This is a genomic window from Magnetovibrio sp., from assembly GCF_036568125.1.
Taxonomy (GTDB): domain Bacteria; phylum Pseudomonadota; class Alphaproteobacteria; order Rhodospirillales; family Magnetovibrionaceae; genus Magnetovibrio.
In genome coordinates this window covers 20,358-36,491 of record NZ_DATCTF010000006.1, presented here as the reverse complement: position 1 = coordinate 36,491, position 16,134 = coordinate 20,358, and the positions used below count along the sequence as shown (strand labels likewise).

Annotated in this window: 14 protein-coding genes; 8 read left to right on the top strand and 6 right to left on the bottom strand. The window is 49.6% G+C overall.

Annotated features, from left to right (window positions below):
- Nucleotides 1-321 precede the first annotated feature (321 nt).
- Nucleotides 322-1,251, top strand: a complete 930-nt coding sequence (locus VIN96_RS02375) for an FkbM family methyltransferase (protein ID WP_331893827.1) — start codon at nucleotides 322-324, stop codon at nucleotides 1,249-1,251.
- A 29-nt stretch (nucleotides 1,252-1,280) separates the two neighbouring features.
- Here the strand turns inward: VIN96_RS02375 and VIN96_RS02370 are convergent, their stop codons facing one another.
- Nucleotides 1,281-2,222: an NAD(P)-dependent oxidoreductase gene (locus VIN96_RS02370; protein WP_331893826.1), complete on the bottom strand. Its 942-nt coding sequence runs from the start codon at nucleotides 2,220-2,222 to the stop codon at nucleotides 1,281-1,283.
- A 194-nt stretch (nucleotides 2,223-2,416) separates the two neighbouring features.
- Between VIN96_RS02370 and VIN96_RS02365 the strand changes: the two genes are divergently transcribed.
- The 3 genes from VIN96_RS02365 (at nucleotide 2,417) to VIN96_RS02355 (ending at nucleotide 5,126) form a co-directional block, all read left to right on the top strand.
- Entirely contained in the window at nucleotides 2,417-3,466 is a 1,050-nt protein-coding gene (locus VIN96_RS02365) for an NAD-dependent epimerase/dehydratase family protein (RefSeq protein WP_331893825.1), read from the top strand.
- Between the two features lie 187 nt (nucleotides 3,467-3,653).
- The gene (locus VIN96_RS02360) at nucleotides 3,654-4,439 is read left to right on the top strand and encodes an aldolase (RefSeq protein WP_331893824.1); all 786 of its coding nucleotides are present in this window, start codon (nucleotides 3,654-3,656) and stop codon (nucleotides 4,437-4,439) included.
- 36 nt (nucleotides 4,440-4,475) lie between these two features.
- Complete coding sequence (locus VIN96_RS02355; RefSeq protein WP_331893823.1) at nucleotides 4,476-5,126, top strand: HAD-IA family hydrolase; 651 nt, start codon at nucleotides 4,476-4,478, stop codon at nucleotides 5,124-5,126.
- Between the two features lie 13 nt (nucleotides 5,127-5,139).
- Here VIN96_RS02355 and VIN96_RS02350 read toward each other — a convergent pair whose 3' ends face one another.
- Genes VIN96_RS02350 through VIN96_RS02330 form a run of 5 tightly spaced genes read right to left on the bottom strand, consistent with a single transcriptional unit; the run spans nucleotide 5,140 to nucleotide 11,394 of the window.
- Nucleotides 5,140-6,933, bottom strand: coding sequence for a thiamine pyrophosphate-binding protein (locus VIN96_RS02350; protein ID WP_331893822.1), 1,794 nt, complete (start codon nucleotides 6,931-6,933; stop codon nucleotides 5,140-5,142).
- A 54-nt stretch (nucleotides 6,934-6,987) separates the two neighbouring features.
- Entirely contained in the window at nucleotides 6,988-8,136 is a 1,149-nt protein-coding gene (locus tag VIN96_RS02345; RefSeq protein ID WP_331893821.1) for a methyltransferase domain-containing protein, read from the bottom strand.
- 17 nt (nucleotides 8,137-8,153) lie between these two features.
- A complete protein-coding gene (locus tag VIN96_RS02340) occupies nucleotides 8,154-9,431 on the bottom strand; it encodes a radical SAM protein (protein ID WP_331893820.1) in 1,278 nt (425 codons plus the stop codon).
- Between the two features lie 6 nt (nucleotides 9,432-9,437).
- Nucleotides 9,438-10,298 (bottom strand): NAD(P)-dependent oxidoreductase, encoded by an 861-nt coding sequence (locus VIN96_RS02335; RefSeq protein WP_331893819.1) that lies wholly within the window; start codon nucleotides 10,296-10,298, stop codon nucleotides 9,438-9,440.
- A 10-nt stretch (nucleotides 10,299-10,308) separates the two neighbouring features.
- Nucleotides 10,309-11,394 (bottom strand): radical SAM/SPASM domain-containing protein, encoded by a 1,086-nt coding sequence (locus VIN96_RS02330; protein ID WP_331893818.1) that lies wholly within the window; start codon nucleotides 11,392-11,394, stop codon nucleotides 10,309-10,311.
- Nucleotides 11,395-11,788: 394 nt separating this feature from the next.
- On the opposite strand from VIN96_RS02330, the gene VIN96_RS02325 reads away from it, so the two are divergent.
- The 4 genes from VIN96_RS02325 (at nucleotide 11,789) to VIN96_RS02310 (ending at nucleotide 16,094) form a co-directional block, all read left to right on the top strand.
- Nucleotides 11,789-13,498: a B12-binding domain-containing radical SAM protein gene (locus VIN96_RS02325; protein ID WP_331893817.1), complete on the top strand. Its 1,710-nt coding sequence runs from the start codon at nucleotides 11,789-11,791 to the stop codon at nucleotides 13,496-13,498.
- 56 nt (nucleotides 13,499-13,554) lie between these two features.
- Nucleotides 13,555-14,064, top strand: coding sequence for an NUDIX domain-containing protein (locus VIN96_RS02320; protein ID WP_331893816.1), 510 nt, complete (start codon nucleotides 13,555-13,557; stop codon nucleotides 14,062-14,064).
- A 189-nt stretch (nucleotides 14,065-14,253) separates the two neighbouring features.
- Entirely contained in the window at nucleotides 14,254-15,750 is a 1,497-nt protein-coding gene (locus VIN96_RS02315; RefSeq protein ID WP_331893815.1) for a B12-binding domain-containing radical SAM protein, read from the top strand.
- A 26-nt stretch (nucleotides 15,751-15,776) separates the two neighbouring features.
- Nucleotides 15,777-16,094, top strand: a complete 318-nt coding sequence (locus VIN96_RS02310; RefSeq protein WP_331893814.1) for a ferredoxin family protein — start codon at nucleotides 15,777-15,779, stop codon at nucleotides 16,092-16,094.
- Nucleotides 16,095-16,134: the final 40 nt, after the last annotated feature.

The following is a 16,134-nucleotide window of genomic DNA, read 5'->3' as shown; positions in this document are numbered from 1 at the left end:
GCAATTGCGAGATATGCGTAACACATGAGACGAACAAATTTTCTTACCTTAAGTGCTTAGATTTCATGAAATTTCAAGAAAAAGACGCCCTTTAGGTGGTAAAGTTTAGCAGTGCATTTACGATGGGTAAACGCACCCTGGCTCTGAGACGGAAAACGATGGAGGTCGCACGGAAATATAGCTATCCACAAGGACGCTCGAGTGGCAAAATCCTTGCCGTACAGGACATCAAAGCGGTTGGTTGGGTTTTGATGGAATGAACACCACACACCCCTGTCCCCCATCATTGATGGTCTTTATTAACTGTCCGATTGGTATTCCATGAAGCTGCATGAACTCTATGAACAGTATGCGTCCAAAGAATTGGATAAGCACAGCTACATCAGCGCCATGCATCAAAAGCATGCCATTCTTTTCGATTATTTCGAGTATATTAAAGATACAGATATTGAATCCATCACGATCGACAACTCAAAGATATTCGTGACGATGAAAGAGACAGGGATCAAACTGTATCTAGACCCCCATGACTCGCGCTTCATCCCCATCGAAATTCTCAATTTCAAATCCTTCGATCCGGTTGAGAGAGGCCTCATTTTCGATCTTGCGGGTAAAAGCAAAACGATATTTGACATCGGGGCAAATATCGGTTGGTACACCCTGAATTTCTGCAAGTTGGACACCGTCGAGCGGGTTCATTCGTTCGAACCCATTCCGCGCACGTTTGACTATCTGAGCCGCCATATTGCGTTCAATGCCTGCGACAAAGCCGTGCTCAATAACTTTGCCCTATCGAATGAAAATGGTGAGATCGAATTCTTTTGGAACATGAAAGAAACCGGCAGTTCATCGATGAAAAACATTCAAGAGCGCGAAGACTCCAATCTGGTCACTTGCCAACTGCGCACGCTCGACGACTATGTTCAAGAAACGGGAGCGCATATCGATATGATCAAGTGTGATGTCGAGGGCTCCGAATTGATGGTGTTTCAAGGCGGCCTCGCGACGATTGCGCGCGACAAACCCTATATTTTCACGGAAATGTTACGCAAATGGTCCGCCAAGTTCGGCTACCACCCCAACGATATCGTCAAGTTACTGGCCGACATCGGCTATCACTGTTTTGCTTATGTCGATCAGGCGTTAGAAAGAATCGAGAGTGTGACGGCCGAAACGGAGCCGACGAATTTTTTCTTTCTCCACCAAGACCAGCATCGCGACATTATCGAACAGAACCTGCGCGGCGGATAAACCCTGCCCTGCTCGATCCGGGCAATTCGTCAGCTGTCGTCCTTCTTGGAAAAGTATTCCGAGCGAAGTTTTTTCGCGTAGTTCAAATAATCGTCGTCAACGAGAGCGGCTTTATCCAGGCTGGAGATCTCGGCCTTATAGTGGCGATACAAGTCAGAAATTGAATCTCTATAGCTCATAAGCTCAAGACCACCACATTCATTCAACAATCTCGCATTGTCGCCGGAATATTCGATGCCGATTCCGTCGTTTAAAACGTGCACAGGACTTTGATAATCGCTGATTTCGTTGATGAGGTTTGCCACGGTGATGAGATCGATCGGGGCTGTCGGGGTGACGTTGTAAGAGCGATACGAGACATCGTTTTCAACGAAATACTTAACCACCTCGCAAAAATCGTCGACATATATGTAATCGTAATTCACATTTTGATTGATGACGATATCCAGGTGCAGCAAGTTTTTGCAGATTGCATTTGATATAAACTTGTACCTGTAGTCTTCGTGCTTTCCGAAAATCCCAAATATTCTTAACGTCACCATATTTTGATGCGTGCTGTTCTCGATATATTTTGAAATCACGTACTTGGAAAAGCTGTGCGGATCGTCCGGAACATGACTGTCGAAAAAGGTCTCCGGCATTTTTTTATGCCAATATTTTCGTGAATACTCTGACCCGCTGCCGAAGTTAATAAGCTTTGTCGAAGGTTTCATCTGGCGAACCAGATTGAAAAACATCCGCAGATTGTTTTCGCAAACGTCGTGGGGGTATTCCGTCCCGTTTCGCAGGGTAGTGGCGGAATGCACAATGACGCCAATCGGATTATCATTAAAATAAGACTGCACACTTTGCGCGCAGGTGAGGTCCAACTCCTGAAAGCCCGGATGTAAAACGTCGCAACCATCGCGTTGAAACTTCTCGACAAGATTTTTGCCGACAAATCCTTCTGCACCAGTAATGAGAATTTTCATCGAAGTCCTGAAATCAAAAAATTGGCGATAAATTGTGTCATGACGAGATTGGGGCAAACATAGCCTTTTTGTGGGCGAATACCAACCGACAGTAAACCTTGCGCCTTGACGCTGCCAACACAACATCGGAGGATCAACCAGCTGAGAAAACGCGTCCTCGACCAGAAGATTGAAGGGGTTGGGTATCCAATTTCATGAGAAACCGCATCATAGAAGATGATCTGTCATATATCGTCAATGCCGACTTACCGTGGCAGGAGCTCACTGGAAAAACCGTATTGATTTCAGGTGCCGCAGGGTTCTTGATTTCCTATGTCGTTCATCTTTTGCTTTTTCTCAATGAAAAGAACGACGCCAACATCAAGATCATTGGACTCGTGCGCGATGCCGAACGGGCCCGCGAAAAGTACGCCTCGGTGCCCCAAACGGAAAACCTCCTCTTCATCTCTCAAGATGTATGCGACGAAATTTCGATTGACGAAAAAATTGACTACATCATTCACGCTGCCAGCTACGCGACGCCAAAAGTTTTCAGGGACAATCCCGTCGGCACCATCCTGCCCAATGTTATTGGCACCAAAAATTTATTGGAGCTCGCCGTTAAAAACGATGTCGATGGCTTTTTATTTTTCAGCACTTCCGGGGTCTATGGGCATGTCGCGGACGAGGATTATCCCGTTCCCGAAACATGCTTTGGCGGATTGGATCCCATGGAACTTTCTTCTTGCTATCTGGAAAGCAAGCGGATGGGTGAAAATATGTGCGTCGCCTGGATGCACCAATACGGTGTCCCGATCAAAATTGTCCGGCCGGCAATAACTTACGGTCCTGGCCTCGATCTCGATGGCGGGCGGTCATTTGAAGATTTCATCGCATGCATCGTCCGCAAGCAAGACATCACACTTTATAGCGACGGCCGCGCCATTCGCAACTTCTGCTACATAGCGGATGCGACACTCGGCTTTTTCACGGTGTTGCTCAAAGGTGAAAACGGCCAAGCCTACAACGTCGCTACGGACCACGAAATCAGTATCAAAGATCTAGCGCAATACTTGGTCGATGACGTTTTTCCAGAGCGCAATCTTAAAGTCATATCAAAATTCGACACCTCCAAGGACTACCTCAGAACTCAATTTTCGCGCACAACTGTCGATATAAGCAAGATCCGTGCACTAGGCTGGACGCTATCGTTCCCTATTGCCCCGGGCTTTAAAAAAGTCGTGCAAAGCTTTGAAGATCATTGATGCCCAGCCTTTCAAAAACACATAACCATCTGTATTTTCAGTGTAATTATAAATTTTTGGCGTAGATGGTTCCGTTGACAGGTGTGAGCACATTCAATATCAATGAAAGCACAAATCGCATTAACTAAAATCTTACGCCCGTCACTTAGACTCGCTCCACAGAACTCACTCTTCAAAGCAGGATGCTATGAATAAAAACGAAAAAGATATGCTTGCGATCTTGCGCCAAGGCAAAGAAGAATATGGTTACCTTGGCGTCAAATCAGAGTTCGAAGCTGAAGGCACACGAGTCGATGAATTTCTACGCGTGTTGGAAATCACGCGTCGCGCGGACTTAAACGTGGGCTTAAAGATCGGCGGGTGCGAAGCCATTCGCGACCTGCTTGAAGCCAAGCAATTCGGCGTGGATTACATCATTGCCCCCATGGTCGAAACGCCTTACGCATTGAGAAAATATCTCGAGGCAGTTGAGCGAACCTATAGCCCCGAAGATTACGCCGATACAGATTTTCTTTTTAATATTGAGACGATCACCGCTTTCAACAATCTCGACGGTCTGATTGCCGTCGCAGCCCAGTCGGACATCAAGCCGGGTGTTGTATTCGGTCGCGTTGATTTTTCTATTTCCAACGACATGGGACGCGGCAAGATCAATACGGAATCGGTTCAGGAATATGTTCGCGTCGTTGCCCAAAAGTGCAAAGACAACGACCTGGATCTTGTCGTCGGCGGCGGCGTTTCCAACGAGGCCTTGCCTGGATTACAAAGCATCAAAGCCATCCGTCTGGATCGCTTTGAAACCCGCAAAATTATTTTCGACGCCAGCAAGCTTTCCGATGCAAAAATCGAAAAAGGCTTGTTGGCTGCCGTGCATTTCGAAATTTTGTGGCTTGAAAACAAGCGCGAATACTACAAAAACATTTCCACCGAAGACGAAACCCGCATCGAAATGCTGAAATCACGTTGGACATAACCTCCCAAGGTAACGCACGGACCAGCCACATTGCTCATGGATTCGATCTTATTCGACCTCGATGGCACCTTGGTCGATAGCGCCATAGAAACCCGTACCATCCTCAACGACATGCGTGCCGAGCGCGGGCTGGGACCGATAGAGGACAATCATTTCCGCCAATCGATCAGCTATGGCGCAGGAAGCCTCATCAAAAGCGCCTTGGCCCCGCGCGATGAAGACCTTCAACCGCTCATCGACGAGTTTCGAGCAAAATACAGAGCTCTCACCACGCCACGCAGCTCAATCTACCCCACTGTTGTCGAAACATTATCTGATTTGAAGGCCCGTGGTTTTAAGCTGGCTGTCTGCACGAACAAACCCCAAGGTTTGTGCGAAAAGGTGCTGAAAGACACGGCCCTGGAAAGCTTCTTTGAATGCGTCGTCGCCGGGGGCCCTTCGATCAAACCCAAACCGCACCCAGACGCTATCCATGTTGCGATTTCGAGTTTGGGCGCGGATGTATCATCGACCGTACTGATTGGCGACAGCACTACTGATCAACGCGCGGCGCAATCGGCAGGCATTCCCTTCATCTTTTTTGCCTCGGGCTACAATGATGGAGTTGTTGAAGATCAAGCCATGGCTTCAATTGGAGAAATGAGGGACTTGCTCACACTGGTGAAGACCAAGTCTCAACTCATTTAGCCGCACGTGCCGGTCATTCCAGCATATTTTCTTTCATTTCTTGTTCTGAAAGAAACGGCGACATGTCTTCAAGAGACGGGGATACGATGGTGCCGTCGGGCAGTTGCTTGGAAGCCAGCTTCGGAGCAAAGGGTTGGTTCTGATCGACCATGACCTCACAAATTGCGGGCCCCTCCGTCGCCATCGTTTTTGCGATTGCAGTCGCCATCTCTTCATGGGTGGCGCATTTAAAATAAGGCAACTCAAACGCAACACTGATCTTAGCGAAGTCCGGAAGGCTCACGCCAGATGACGGTCCAGCACCGACCTCAACGCCATTGAAGAAGTTGCGGTGGGTTTGAAATATCGATGAGTAGCCCTGATTGTTGATGATGAAGATTTTGATCGCCATCTTGTTGCCTGCGATGGTTTGCAGCTCTTGCAGGTTCATCATGATGCTACCGTCACCCGCAATGCACACAATCGGCCGTCCGCCGGAACCTTTATAGGCACCTATGGCGGCGGGCAGATCATAGCCCATGGACGCACTACCCGAATTTGTCCAAAGGCGTTGGTTCTGCTTCAAGTTCGCGACTTGAAACCCGATGACACACGCTGAACCGTTGGCCGCCACAATGACTTGGCCATCGTTGAGACGTTCGAATAAGCTTTCCATGAAGCAATAAGGATTGATCGTGTCGTTTTTCCAATATTCCGGCAAAACGACTGGAAACTTTTGGCGTCGGTCCTGGCACCATGCGAGCCACTGGGCGTGGGTGTATTTGTCCCCACCCTCGGCACGCTCGGCAAGAACCGGCAGGAGGTCGGTCAAATCAGCATGGATGACCAAGTCGCCCTTAACCGTCGGCTTTTGCATCTCCAACGTATCGACATCAACCCAAATTTTAAAGGCCCTTGCAGCGAACGTGGACCAGTTGTAGCTCACCTGTCGGATGTTCAATCGACTGCCCAAGACCAAAAGTACGTCTGCATTCTGAACCACGAAATTCCCAGCCCGGTCCCCGACGGTTCCCGGCCGCCCAACATACAAAGGATGATCGTTCCAAATGACATCATGGGCATTCCAACCGGTCACAACGGGGATACCCAACTTGTCGACAAGTTCTAGGAAGGCATCATGCCGACCGCTCAGACGCACGCCCCCCCCTGCAAAGATGACTGGCCGCTTCGCCCCGGACAATTTGGCCAAGATGTCGTCACAGGCTTGATCCAGGTCCGTGTCTTTCCACGGTTGCGTCAATTCATTCGGGTCAAACGCGATCAAACCGTCTGTTTCGATGAGTGCACCCTGCACATCGATGGGTATGTCCAGCCAACAGGGACCCGGCCGCCCGCTGACCGCCAGAAAATATGCTTTTTCGAGGTGATAACGGATCGATCCGGGATCGGTGACCATTTCGCAGTATTTGGTCATCGGCGTGGCGATCGGCTGGATGTCGACTTCCTGGTCGCCGTATTGGCGCAACGCCAACCCCGTGCTGCGAACGGTGGTTTGGTATTTTACCTGTCCGGATATGACCAGCATACCGATCGAGTCCGTCCACGCACCGTAAACGCCGTTCAGGGCATTGATGCTTCCAGGCCCGGATGTCACATTAACCAAGGCGGGGCGATTTGTCAGCCGACAATAGGATTCCGCCGCCATGGCGCAGGCTTGCTCATGATGATTGAATATGCACTCGAGCTCGTCATGGGTGCCTAACGACTGATTGAGATGCATGGCACCGCCGCCGGTAACCATGAAGACATGTTCTATGCCAAGCTCCACCACTTTTTGGGCAACGTAATCGGAAAGTTTCATTCTCATTTGAGGCTACTCGTCCTTCTGATCTGATAGCTTCTGCACTCAAATCTATCGGGTCTAGTTATCAACCGCGACCAATTCGTTTCCTTTGAGGATATAAGCTTCCAACTTGCGATCAAATCCTCGCACAGTCTTGAGCACCTCTTGCGGATAAAGTCCCGGAACCATGATGATGACGGCATCGACATCCGATGCCTCCAATTCCCCAGGTGAAACGATCTTGTTGAACGTCACCGGGCTGTACTTGCCTTGCTTGAAATCTGCGGAATCGACAATGAACGCAATTTCGGTGAGGCGGCTGATCGCGAGCAACGCCAAGGTGCGATGCCCTGCCCCCCAAACCGCGATTTTTTTGCCGTCACGCTTATAGCGATCGACCAGTTCGAATAACTCGGTGGCAAGCTTATCCACCTCCGCCACATAGGGCGACAAGTCTAAATTGCGGCGTTTGCGCACGATGATTTCAATGTCGTTGTCGTTGTTGATGGTTTGGCAGCTCAGCACCTCAAACCCGTTCATCTCGAAAGCCAACGACAAGGTGCTTTTGGTGAAATACACCAGATGATCGGCGACGAATTCGTACAGACACTTCGACGCCAATAAGTATTCCAAGTTGGGAACCGTGACGTAACCAATGGCGTCGGGCGTCGTGACGCGATAAATCGACTGAATGAACGCTTTGGTGTCCGGTTGATGCTCAAGATAGTTATACGAGAAAAAGACATCCGCCTTGCTGACGGGAACGAAATCATCGATGTAGCCACGATGCATGTTGCGGCCGTGTTTGAGCGCATGTTCAACGGATTGGGGCGCATACTCCAGTCCCGTGGGGTCGAGTCCTGCCTCAACCATCACATCGAGCATCTCACCTTTTGCACTACCTATTTCCAGTGCTTTTTTGCCCTTCAAATCAAACCGGTCGACAAAAGCGTTCATTTCTTTCAATCGCGTTTGCTTGGCATGCGGGGACAACACCGCCGCAGTAATGACTTCTTTGAAATAGTCCACCGGGTCGATTTTCAATTGCACAAGTCCGCACGATGGACATTGAAAAACGTCCAACACGATGCCGGTATCTTCGGCGAACTCATCCTCTCGCGGATAAAATTGAGCCGCCTTGGGAAAGGGTTGCATGTTGATGATCGGCGGCGCGTTCAGCGGCGACGAACACAGGCGACACGGTCGGGAATCTTGTTGATTCGTCATCGTCTCATCACGTCCACTTATTGGTCGGAAGAAGTTTTTGTAGAGGCAACAGCTTTCCAGCCGCCTTGATTGAACCCCATGTTATAGGCGGGCAACCCATAGCCCATGCACTTCGCACAGATTTCCGCCTCATCTTTGCTTTTGTTGATTTCAACCAACGAACTATCGAGAAAATTGTCTGCGACGATTGTGCCCTCTCTGTTGAAAACGACACAGCACACCGGAACCTTCAAATCCCAATTGATGTTCATTTGGTTGTCTTTGAAGGGGCAGGTGTTTGCACGAAAGTCTTTTGTAACTTCCAGTCCTTCATCGATATTGACCAAGAGAATATCTTCGAGCGCTTTGGTTTGGGGATCTTCTATACCGTCACAGTGATCCAGGCACCGTTCCAGCGGCATGACAAGCGCGTAAGTGGCGGACAACGTAAAGCCCAGTTCATCACAAAGCTCCTTCATCTTGTTCAGGTTTTTGTGATTGTTATTTGTGTAGAGGTGGTAGTTTACGTCGACGAATGTGCCTGCATTGTATTTGTCGATGTAATGCTTCACACGATACAAATTCGATTTCACCAAATTGATATCGCCGCCCGTATGGGTCAGATCGTAAACGTCGGGATAGTATCCGGAGATGGAGACTTTCAAGTACTCCGGCCGGGCCTGAATGACATCCCGAATTTGATCCGCCGATTTAATGGATAGGTTGCTCGATACGGCGGCAGCGATGCCGTTCTTGTGCAGATGCTTGATGATCTTAGGCAAGTCGGGATGCAAAAACGGCTCGCCCCAACTGTACAAGCTGACATGGGTGACGACTTCAACCTCGCTCTTGATTTTGTCCAAGACCAGTTTGAAATTATCAAACGACATCATCCCCCGGGGATACTTTTCTCCGTCTATGCTATGTGCGCAAGACGGGCACACCAGATTGCAGGTCCCGACAATGTCGATGGTATAAAATGAATCGCAATAGTCGGAATACAGGACGAAATCTTCACCTGAAAAATTCATGCCCTGCAACGCCTTGATGATCTCGTCTTCTTTGATCGAAACCGCGATCACAATTGCCAAGCCGGGATGTCCACGCTGCAGATCCTTCAGCGCGTCTGGATGCCGAACAGGTATGCCATTGATCGTTTTGCCATCAAACGCCGGATCTGAGTCGACGAAGCTGACGACATTCAAGTCATGTGATTTTGAGAAGCGCAGAAAGCCCATCCCCGTCATCCGCGCTCCCCAAATGGCGATGGGGCGAGCATTTAGCGCGTCGAGCAGGCTGTTTTTTGACTTCGCCATGTCGGATTACTCGGCCTCTCTGAGCTTGGCGCAGTATTCCTCGAGATCGGGATGGTTTGCGTACCACTGGTAAAGTTCCCGCACGGAATCCTTGATATCGGTAAAAGAAAAATCACCGAATTCTGCCCTGAATCGGGCGTTGTCTGCGGAGTATTCTGGCTTTTGCCCCTCTTCTTTGACGGTCACGGTTTCATCGTGGGGAAGAACCTCGCAAATTACATTGGCGATCTCCAGCAACCCCAAAGGCTGGGCGGTGCAAATATTGTAATTTCTATACTTGGTCTCTTTGGTGAAAAACATCTCGAGGATCTTGATGAAATCCTGCACGTAGATGAAATCGAATTTCATGTCTTGATTGATCGTCACGCCCAAGCCGGCGAGTGATTTACAGATGTTGTTCGAGATAAACCGTCGTGTGTAATCTTCGTACTTTCCAAAGATGCCCAGAACCCTCAAGTTCACGATGTTACGGGGCTTCTTCTCGATGTCATTGGACATGACATACTTCGACAGACCGTAGGTATCGCACGGCACGTGGTGGCCAAAATAGTCTTCGGTCATCATCGGATAATAATGGCGCATATCGTATTCCGCGCCCGATCCGATGGTGATCATCTTTCCGAAGTGATCCGAGCAGCGCTCGACATTGAAATACATCTGCAAATTATCGGACAGAGATTGAATGTTTACAGCGCTGAAAACGACAACATCCGGGCAATGTTCCTTGATATATGCCTCGACGCCTTCGGTGTCCAACAGGTTGAGCTCTTGTCGTTTTGGCGATAGGACGACATAGTCTTTCGGCTCCAGATACTCGACGATGTTACGTCCGATAAAACCGTTTGAGCCTAAAACCAAAATTTTCATATTCGCCATCTTATTCAGTTACCCAAGGGTTGTTTTCCAGCGTTTCGTCATCGGGCACGCCCATCTTTTTCAATACGTCCGCCTTGTACGGGTCGAGGTCTTCGTCGACACAGACCATCGGGGCCGAACAATTGTTGCAGAAATTGATCTTGTGACGCGCGTCTTTCAGCATCGCCACGCGCAATTGACGAAGGGCATCACCTTCCCAGATTTCCTTAGCACTTTGCGTGTTGACGTTGCCGATCACGACTTTGCGCGGCCAATCCAAGGTACAGGGGCTAGTCGTGCCATCGCAGTTAAAATGCAGATACATAAAGACGAAGGGACATATTTCTTTGTATTTTTTTATTTTTTGATCGTACATCCCCGTTTCGTCGACTTCATTTTGCTTGTCTGCCTGGGTCTCGGCCCACTGCGGGACAATTTTTTCGATGTAGATTTCGTCGCAAATATTTCCGAACGTCGCGTAAAAATATTCACGTTCCTGTTCACTGAGAACATGAATGCGATGATCGTCCTTATCCAGCGAGCTGGTTCGGTCGGCTATTTTTATGTACATCTTGCAATCGCCCCGCACGCTGTACAAATGAGCGATGTTATTGATCAACTCATCCATGTCCTGACGCACGCCAGCGACCTGCATGTAGCGTTCGGATGTCAGGCCTTCCAAGGATATGTTGATCCGCTGCAGACCTGCGTCGGCGATGGCTTTGTTTAATTCAGGTGTAAGCTTGGAAGCGTTGGTGAACAGCTCAATCGTTTCGGCGACGCCTTTGTTACGGGCGTATGCGATCATCTCCGGAAGATCCGGATGCATTGTTGGCTCTCCGTGATTACCAATTTTGATTTTCTTCAATTTGTCATCGAATTCGCCAAGATCGTCGACGATCTTTTTGAACAAATCCACCGGCATCATACCTCTTTTGAGGTTCGCCTGTTTCATCGCCGCATTGTCGGCTTGAAAACAAAAGCTGCATTTGAAGTTACACAGGCTGGACACATCGATATGAGCCGAAAACGGCGTTTTCAAGGGAACCTGATCCTCAAGCCGCACTTTGGGGGCGGAGTAGATTCTAGGCTGAACAACCGCCGCCATGTCTGTATCACTCATAAATTCATCCTATTTTCGGTTCCGAGCTTTAAGGCTTCGACGCGTCACAGAGAATCTATCCCATATCCACCCGGCTCGTCACCTGCTTGGCGCAATCAATTGCACAGTGTTTTCAGGACGACTGAAACGACGACCTTATCGAACGACAAATCCACCTTGATAAGCTTCACCAAAGTTCCCAATTAATGAAGGAAAAACCAGCAGCAAAACCCCATAATTCATGAGGTCATTCAAGGAATAGAAGCGCCCTTGCCTCGCCGTTCTCTGCTGTTACACTTGACTGTCTGAAAAGTGCTACTCACCCTTGTGAAGGTGATTATCAGAAAGATAAACGAACCTGCATCAGAATTTTGCAATCCGAGTCTTAAGGGTCTTAGACATGACAAAAATACTTTTCATCATCCCCCCTCATATTCCTTTTGACGATTTTCTCGCGCCCCGCAGCACCTCTAAACAGGTCAGAAAAAAAGACGGCAAATTATACGGCAGTTTGGTGACCGACATGCCGTTGGGGGCTTTATCCTTAAGCGCTTACATCAAGCAGTATTGCAAAACCGATGTTGAAACCGAACTGCTCGATTTCAACATCGAACTCAACGACATCGATACGTTCTCGCATGCTTCGCCCATGGAGTATTATGAAGAATATCTGCGCAATCAGCTGGCGGTCGAACCCGATATCATTGCCCTTTCCGCGCTCTTTTCGTCATCGTATTTCAACATCCTCGACATCGCGGCATGCTGTCGCAAAGTCTTCCCCGATGCACTCATGCTCGCCGGCGGCAGCGTTCCCACAAGCATGTATGCGTATCTGTTTAACGCCACCGATGACTTTGATGCCGTGTGCTACGGCGAAGGTGAATTGCCTTTTGCCAAACTGATCGATGCCGAAGACCGTTACGCTTTGTTGGACAAGCATTCCAGTTGGATTACGCGTAAAAAAATCGACGAGAATGCCATTTTTGGACATGAGTTCATCGAAGATTTGGATGAAATTCCGTTTTACGACTATGACATTTGTAAAATGGAAAAATACGGCGCCAACCCTGCGATCATGGCCTATGGCTCGATCAAGGATAAAGTCGACAACTTCCATATTATGACGTCGCGCGGTTGCCCATTCCGCTGCACGTTCTGCGCTTCACATAAGGTACACGGCCGGTCCATGCGCTATTACAGCATGCCCCGGGTCAAAGATGATCTTCTACGCCTGAGGGATCAGTATGGCGCCAAAATCTTCGTCTTTCAGGACGATCACTTCATGGCCGACACGGAACGCGCCAAAGAAATTGCCCGTTATGTCGCCGACCTCGGCGTCAAGGCTGTGTTCCAGAACGGCCTGACCCTGTACGCCCTGGACAAAGACATGCTTAAGGTTCTCAAAAGCGCCGGTGCAGACCAACTGGTTCTGCCCGTGGAATCGGGAAGCGCACGAGTTTTGAAAGAAATCATGCGCAAACCATTGAAGCTTTCCATCGCCGAACGGGTTGCTGACGATTGCCGTGAACTTGGCATCTATACCAACGTCAATATTCTCATCGGCATGCCTGGCGAAACAAAAAAAGACATCGAAGATTCCCGCCAGTTTCTCAGAAAACTCAACGCCAACTGGAAAATCATCGTTGTGGCCACGCCGCTGGTGGGTGCGGAAATGCACGACATTTGCGTTGAAAAAAATTACATCAACGCTGCCGACATCGGTTGCGATTTCCGAAAGGCCGTGGTCGAAACCGAAGACTTCACTGCGCAGTACATCCAAGAAATTTCCTACGACATTAACTTGGATGTGAACTTCATCCACAACATTGATTTCAAACTCGGTGAGTATGAACTGGCCCTCAAAGGTTTTGAAACCGCGATCCGTGCTAAAGACGATCACGGCCTAGCATATCATTACGCCAGCATGTGCTATGAGCAGCTTGGCGATCTTGAGAAAGCCAAAAAATATCAGCAAGTTGCCATTCATGCGTACGAAAACGACCCGGTGTGGAAAAATGCCTTCGATAAGTTCAACATTTCCCCATACAACCATGACCTAAACACCCACCTCCAGGTTTGGCTGGAACCAGAAAAAGCCTCTGTCGCATAGCCGTAGAGCGTGGGCGCATCGTCATTTCACACATAAATACTTGGGAGCGAGATCATATGCCCGATCTCCAAAACGCAATCCATGTCATAGACGCACATATTACCGATCCCCATCAGGGATTGGGCGAAGATGTATTTCAATTGGTCAGTCGTTTGACCCCTATGGTTAACGTCGATTTGCTTGTCAAAAATGAACGCGGTGAGATTTTGCTGACCTGGAGATCCGATGAATTCTACGGCCCCGGCTGGCACATTCCAGGTGGCATCGTTCGTTTCAAAGAAACGTTTCACGACAGAATACATGCCGTGTCACATGCTGAACTGCACGCTACCGTCGAGCACGACGAGATGCCGTGCCTCGTGACGCAATGTATCAATCCGACACGACAGACGCGTGGTCATTTTATTTCCCACTTGTTTGCATGCAGACTAACGTCACCTCTCAAAGATACACTGAAATATGACCCTCAATCCCCCACCAACGGGCAGTGGGCTTGGCATACAACCCTCCCTGATAATTTCATATCCGAACAAAGAGGCATATATGGCCCTCTGTTTCCTGCTTAATCGGAGTTCCGATCGTTTGTATATGACTGCAAGGCACATTCAAGACGTTGAGAAGGCGCCACCACCAAAAACTACACAAGAAAAATAAATATTACCGAAGTCACTGATCTGATATAGTCGGGGGAGTATGTCAGTTCTGTAGAATGCAGATCGAAACGCCTGAAGAATATTAGGTAAAAGGCACACGATATGAATGTTTTGCTGTGGAAACCCGGTGTCTACGACAGCACCAGGGGAGAATTGCCAACCATCGGCCTCGCCATTTTGGCGACCACCATCATCGACGCCGGTCACCACGTCACCATCGCGGACCACCATTTCAACCCGCCTGCCGTTGGCGAGGAAGAAACTGCGTTCATTGATCTGCTCAAAGAAACCAAACCCGACCTGCTGGGCATTTCCGCTGTGTCCCACGAATGGGCCATGCCGCGCGTTCAGGCCGCCATCAACACCGCACATGAGATGGGCATTCCGATTTGGGTCGGCGGACCACATGCGATCGCCTTTTGGGATATTCTCGAACAAGACGAGCGCATCACCAAGGTCGTGATTGGCGAAGCCGACGGACGCTTCCAAGACATCCTCGACAGCGAAGAAAAGGTCTTGCGTCTCGGCCGCAGCGAAGTGTTCAACGAACCAACTTTTTCCGCCATGATCAACAGTGAAAACCTGGTCGATTATCCGTTGTTCGTGTCGCGCGGCTGTCATTATAACTGCACGTTCTGCGCCGCCACCAAGGTTTTTGGCAGCCGCTGGCGCGGCCGCTCGCTGGACACGGCATTTTGGGACGAACTGGACCGCATCGCGGTGAACCATCCCAAATGCAAGATGATCTCGATCATCGACGATGCCTTCACCCAAGACCTGGAACACGCCAAGGACTTCCTCAAGGAATATCTGCGTCGCGGCTATCCCTATCAGGTCAGCGTCTTCAATGTACGCGCCGATTACATCGATGAAGAATTTCTCGACCTACTCAAACAAACCGGCGTCGAAACTCTGGCGGTGGGCATTGAATCGGGCGACCCGGAAGTGTTCCGAAAATTACGCAAGGGTGAAAAGCTCGACACCATCGCCACCGCCATCCGCATGATCCAAAAGGCCGGCATCACGCCGTGGATGAACATGGTCATCGGCCTGCCCGGCGACACCATCGAAGCGCACCGTCGCTCCATCGAATGGGTGTTGCAGTTCGATCAGCCGCGGATCGTGCAGTGGCTGATCTTCACGCCGTTTCGCGGTACGCCCGCATACGACTACTTCGTCGAACGGGGCGAAATCGAAGACGGGTATATTCCAAACTTCCAAGGCCGCTATGAAAAACTACCCGACGACGGCATGTTCGATTCCGCCGAGTTCTCTCGCGAGGAAAAGAGCCTCGCCCAGCTCGAAGCGTTCTTGCGCTGTCGCGTGCCGATTTTGATCTTGAGCGACGAACGGGTCCGTGAACTGTGCAAAAAGCATGGCATGTGGGAGTTGTACGAAGAGTGGCGCGCCACCGCCCCGATTAAGGAATTCCTGGAAAAGACGGTGCCCAACAAAATCGCCAAGGGCCAAGAAAGCATGAACGAAGAAGAATATCACGATCTGCTGGCCCAATTTAAGGAAGGCGAGATTGGGGTCGAGTTCAAAAACGACAACGAACTGCCGACCGACCATTTCGTCTATAAAGGCGCCAATCCATAGACCTCAACCGATAAAGACGACTGATCATGACGTATGTAATTTGTGAGCCTTGCGTCAAGTGCAAGTACGGCGATTGTGTCGAAGTCTGCCCCGTGGACTGCATCTACGAAGGCGACGATATGCTGTATATCAACCCTGACGAATGCATCGACTGCGACGCCTGCGTGCGCGCCTGTCCAGCCGAAGCGATCTTTATCGATGACGAAGTGCCCGAGCAGTGGGCCGCCTATATTCAGATCAACGCCGATTTCGCATATGATGGGAAATCCCCGGTGACGTCAAAAGACGATGTCGTAAAAGGCGAAAATTGGGATGCGGAAACCGCGGCAAAGGCTCCGCAATAAGCGCAATTTTCACAGTCGTCGGAAAGAAGGCAATACGCAG

Bases quoted from the DNA above. Each gene is read 5' to 3' on its own strand.
- VIN96_RS02375 (WP_331893827.1), top strand. From the start codon at position 322: ATGAAGCTGCATGAACTCTATGAACAGTATGCGTCCAAAGAATTGGAT.
- VIN96_RS02370 (WP_331893826.1), bottom strand. From the start codon at position 2,222: ATGAAAATTCTCATTACTGGTGCAGAAGGATTTGTCGGCAAAAATCTT.
- VIN96_RS02365 (WP_331893825.1), top strand. From the start codon at position 2,417: ATGAGAAACCGCATCATAGAAGATGATCTGTCATATATCGTCAATGCC.
- VIN96_RS02360 (WP_331893824.1), top strand. From the start codon at position 3,654: ATGAATAAAAACGAAAAAGATATGCTTGCGATCTTGCGCCAAGGCAAA.
- VIN96_RS02355 (WP_331893823.1), top strand. From the start codon at position 4,476: ATGGATTCGATCTTATTCGACCTCGATGGCACCTTGGTCGATAGCGCC.
- VIN96_RS02350 (WP_331893822.1), bottom strand. From the start codon at position 6,933: ATGAGAATGAAACTTTCCGATTACGTTGCCCAAAAAGTGGTGGAGCTT.
- VIN96_RS02345 (WP_331893821.1), bottom strand. From the start codon at position 8,136: ATGACGAATCAACAAGATTCCCGACCGTGTCGCCTGTGTTCGTCGCCG.
- VIN96_RS02340 (WP_331893820.1), bottom strand. From the start codon at position 9,431: ATGGCGAAGTCAAAAAACAGCCTGCTCGACGCGCTAAATGCTCGCCCC.
- VIN96_RS02335 (WP_331893819.1), bottom strand. From the start codon at position 10,298: ATGAAAATTTTGGTTTTAGGCTCAAACGGTTTTATCGGACGTAACATC.
- VIN96_RS02330 (WP_331893818.1), bottom strand. From the start codon at position 11,394: ATGGCGGCGGTTGTTCAGCCTAGAATCTACTCCGCCCCCAAAGTGCGG.
- VIN96_RS02325 (WP_331893817.1), top strand. From the start codon at position 11,789: ATGACAAAAATACTTTTCATCATCCCCCCTCATATTCCTTTTGACGAT.
- VIN96_RS02320 (WP_331893816.1), top strand. From the start codon at position 13,555: ATGCCCGATCTCCAAAACGCAATCCATGTCATAGACGCACATATTACC.
- VIN96_RS02315 (WP_331893815.1), top strand. From the start codon at position 14,254: ATGAATGTTTTGCTGTGGAAACCCGGTGTCTACGACAGCACCAGGGGA.
- VIN96_RS02310 (WP_331893814.1), top strand. From the start codon at position 15,777: ATGACGTATGTAATTTGTGAGCCTTGCGTCAAGTGCAAGTACGGCGAT.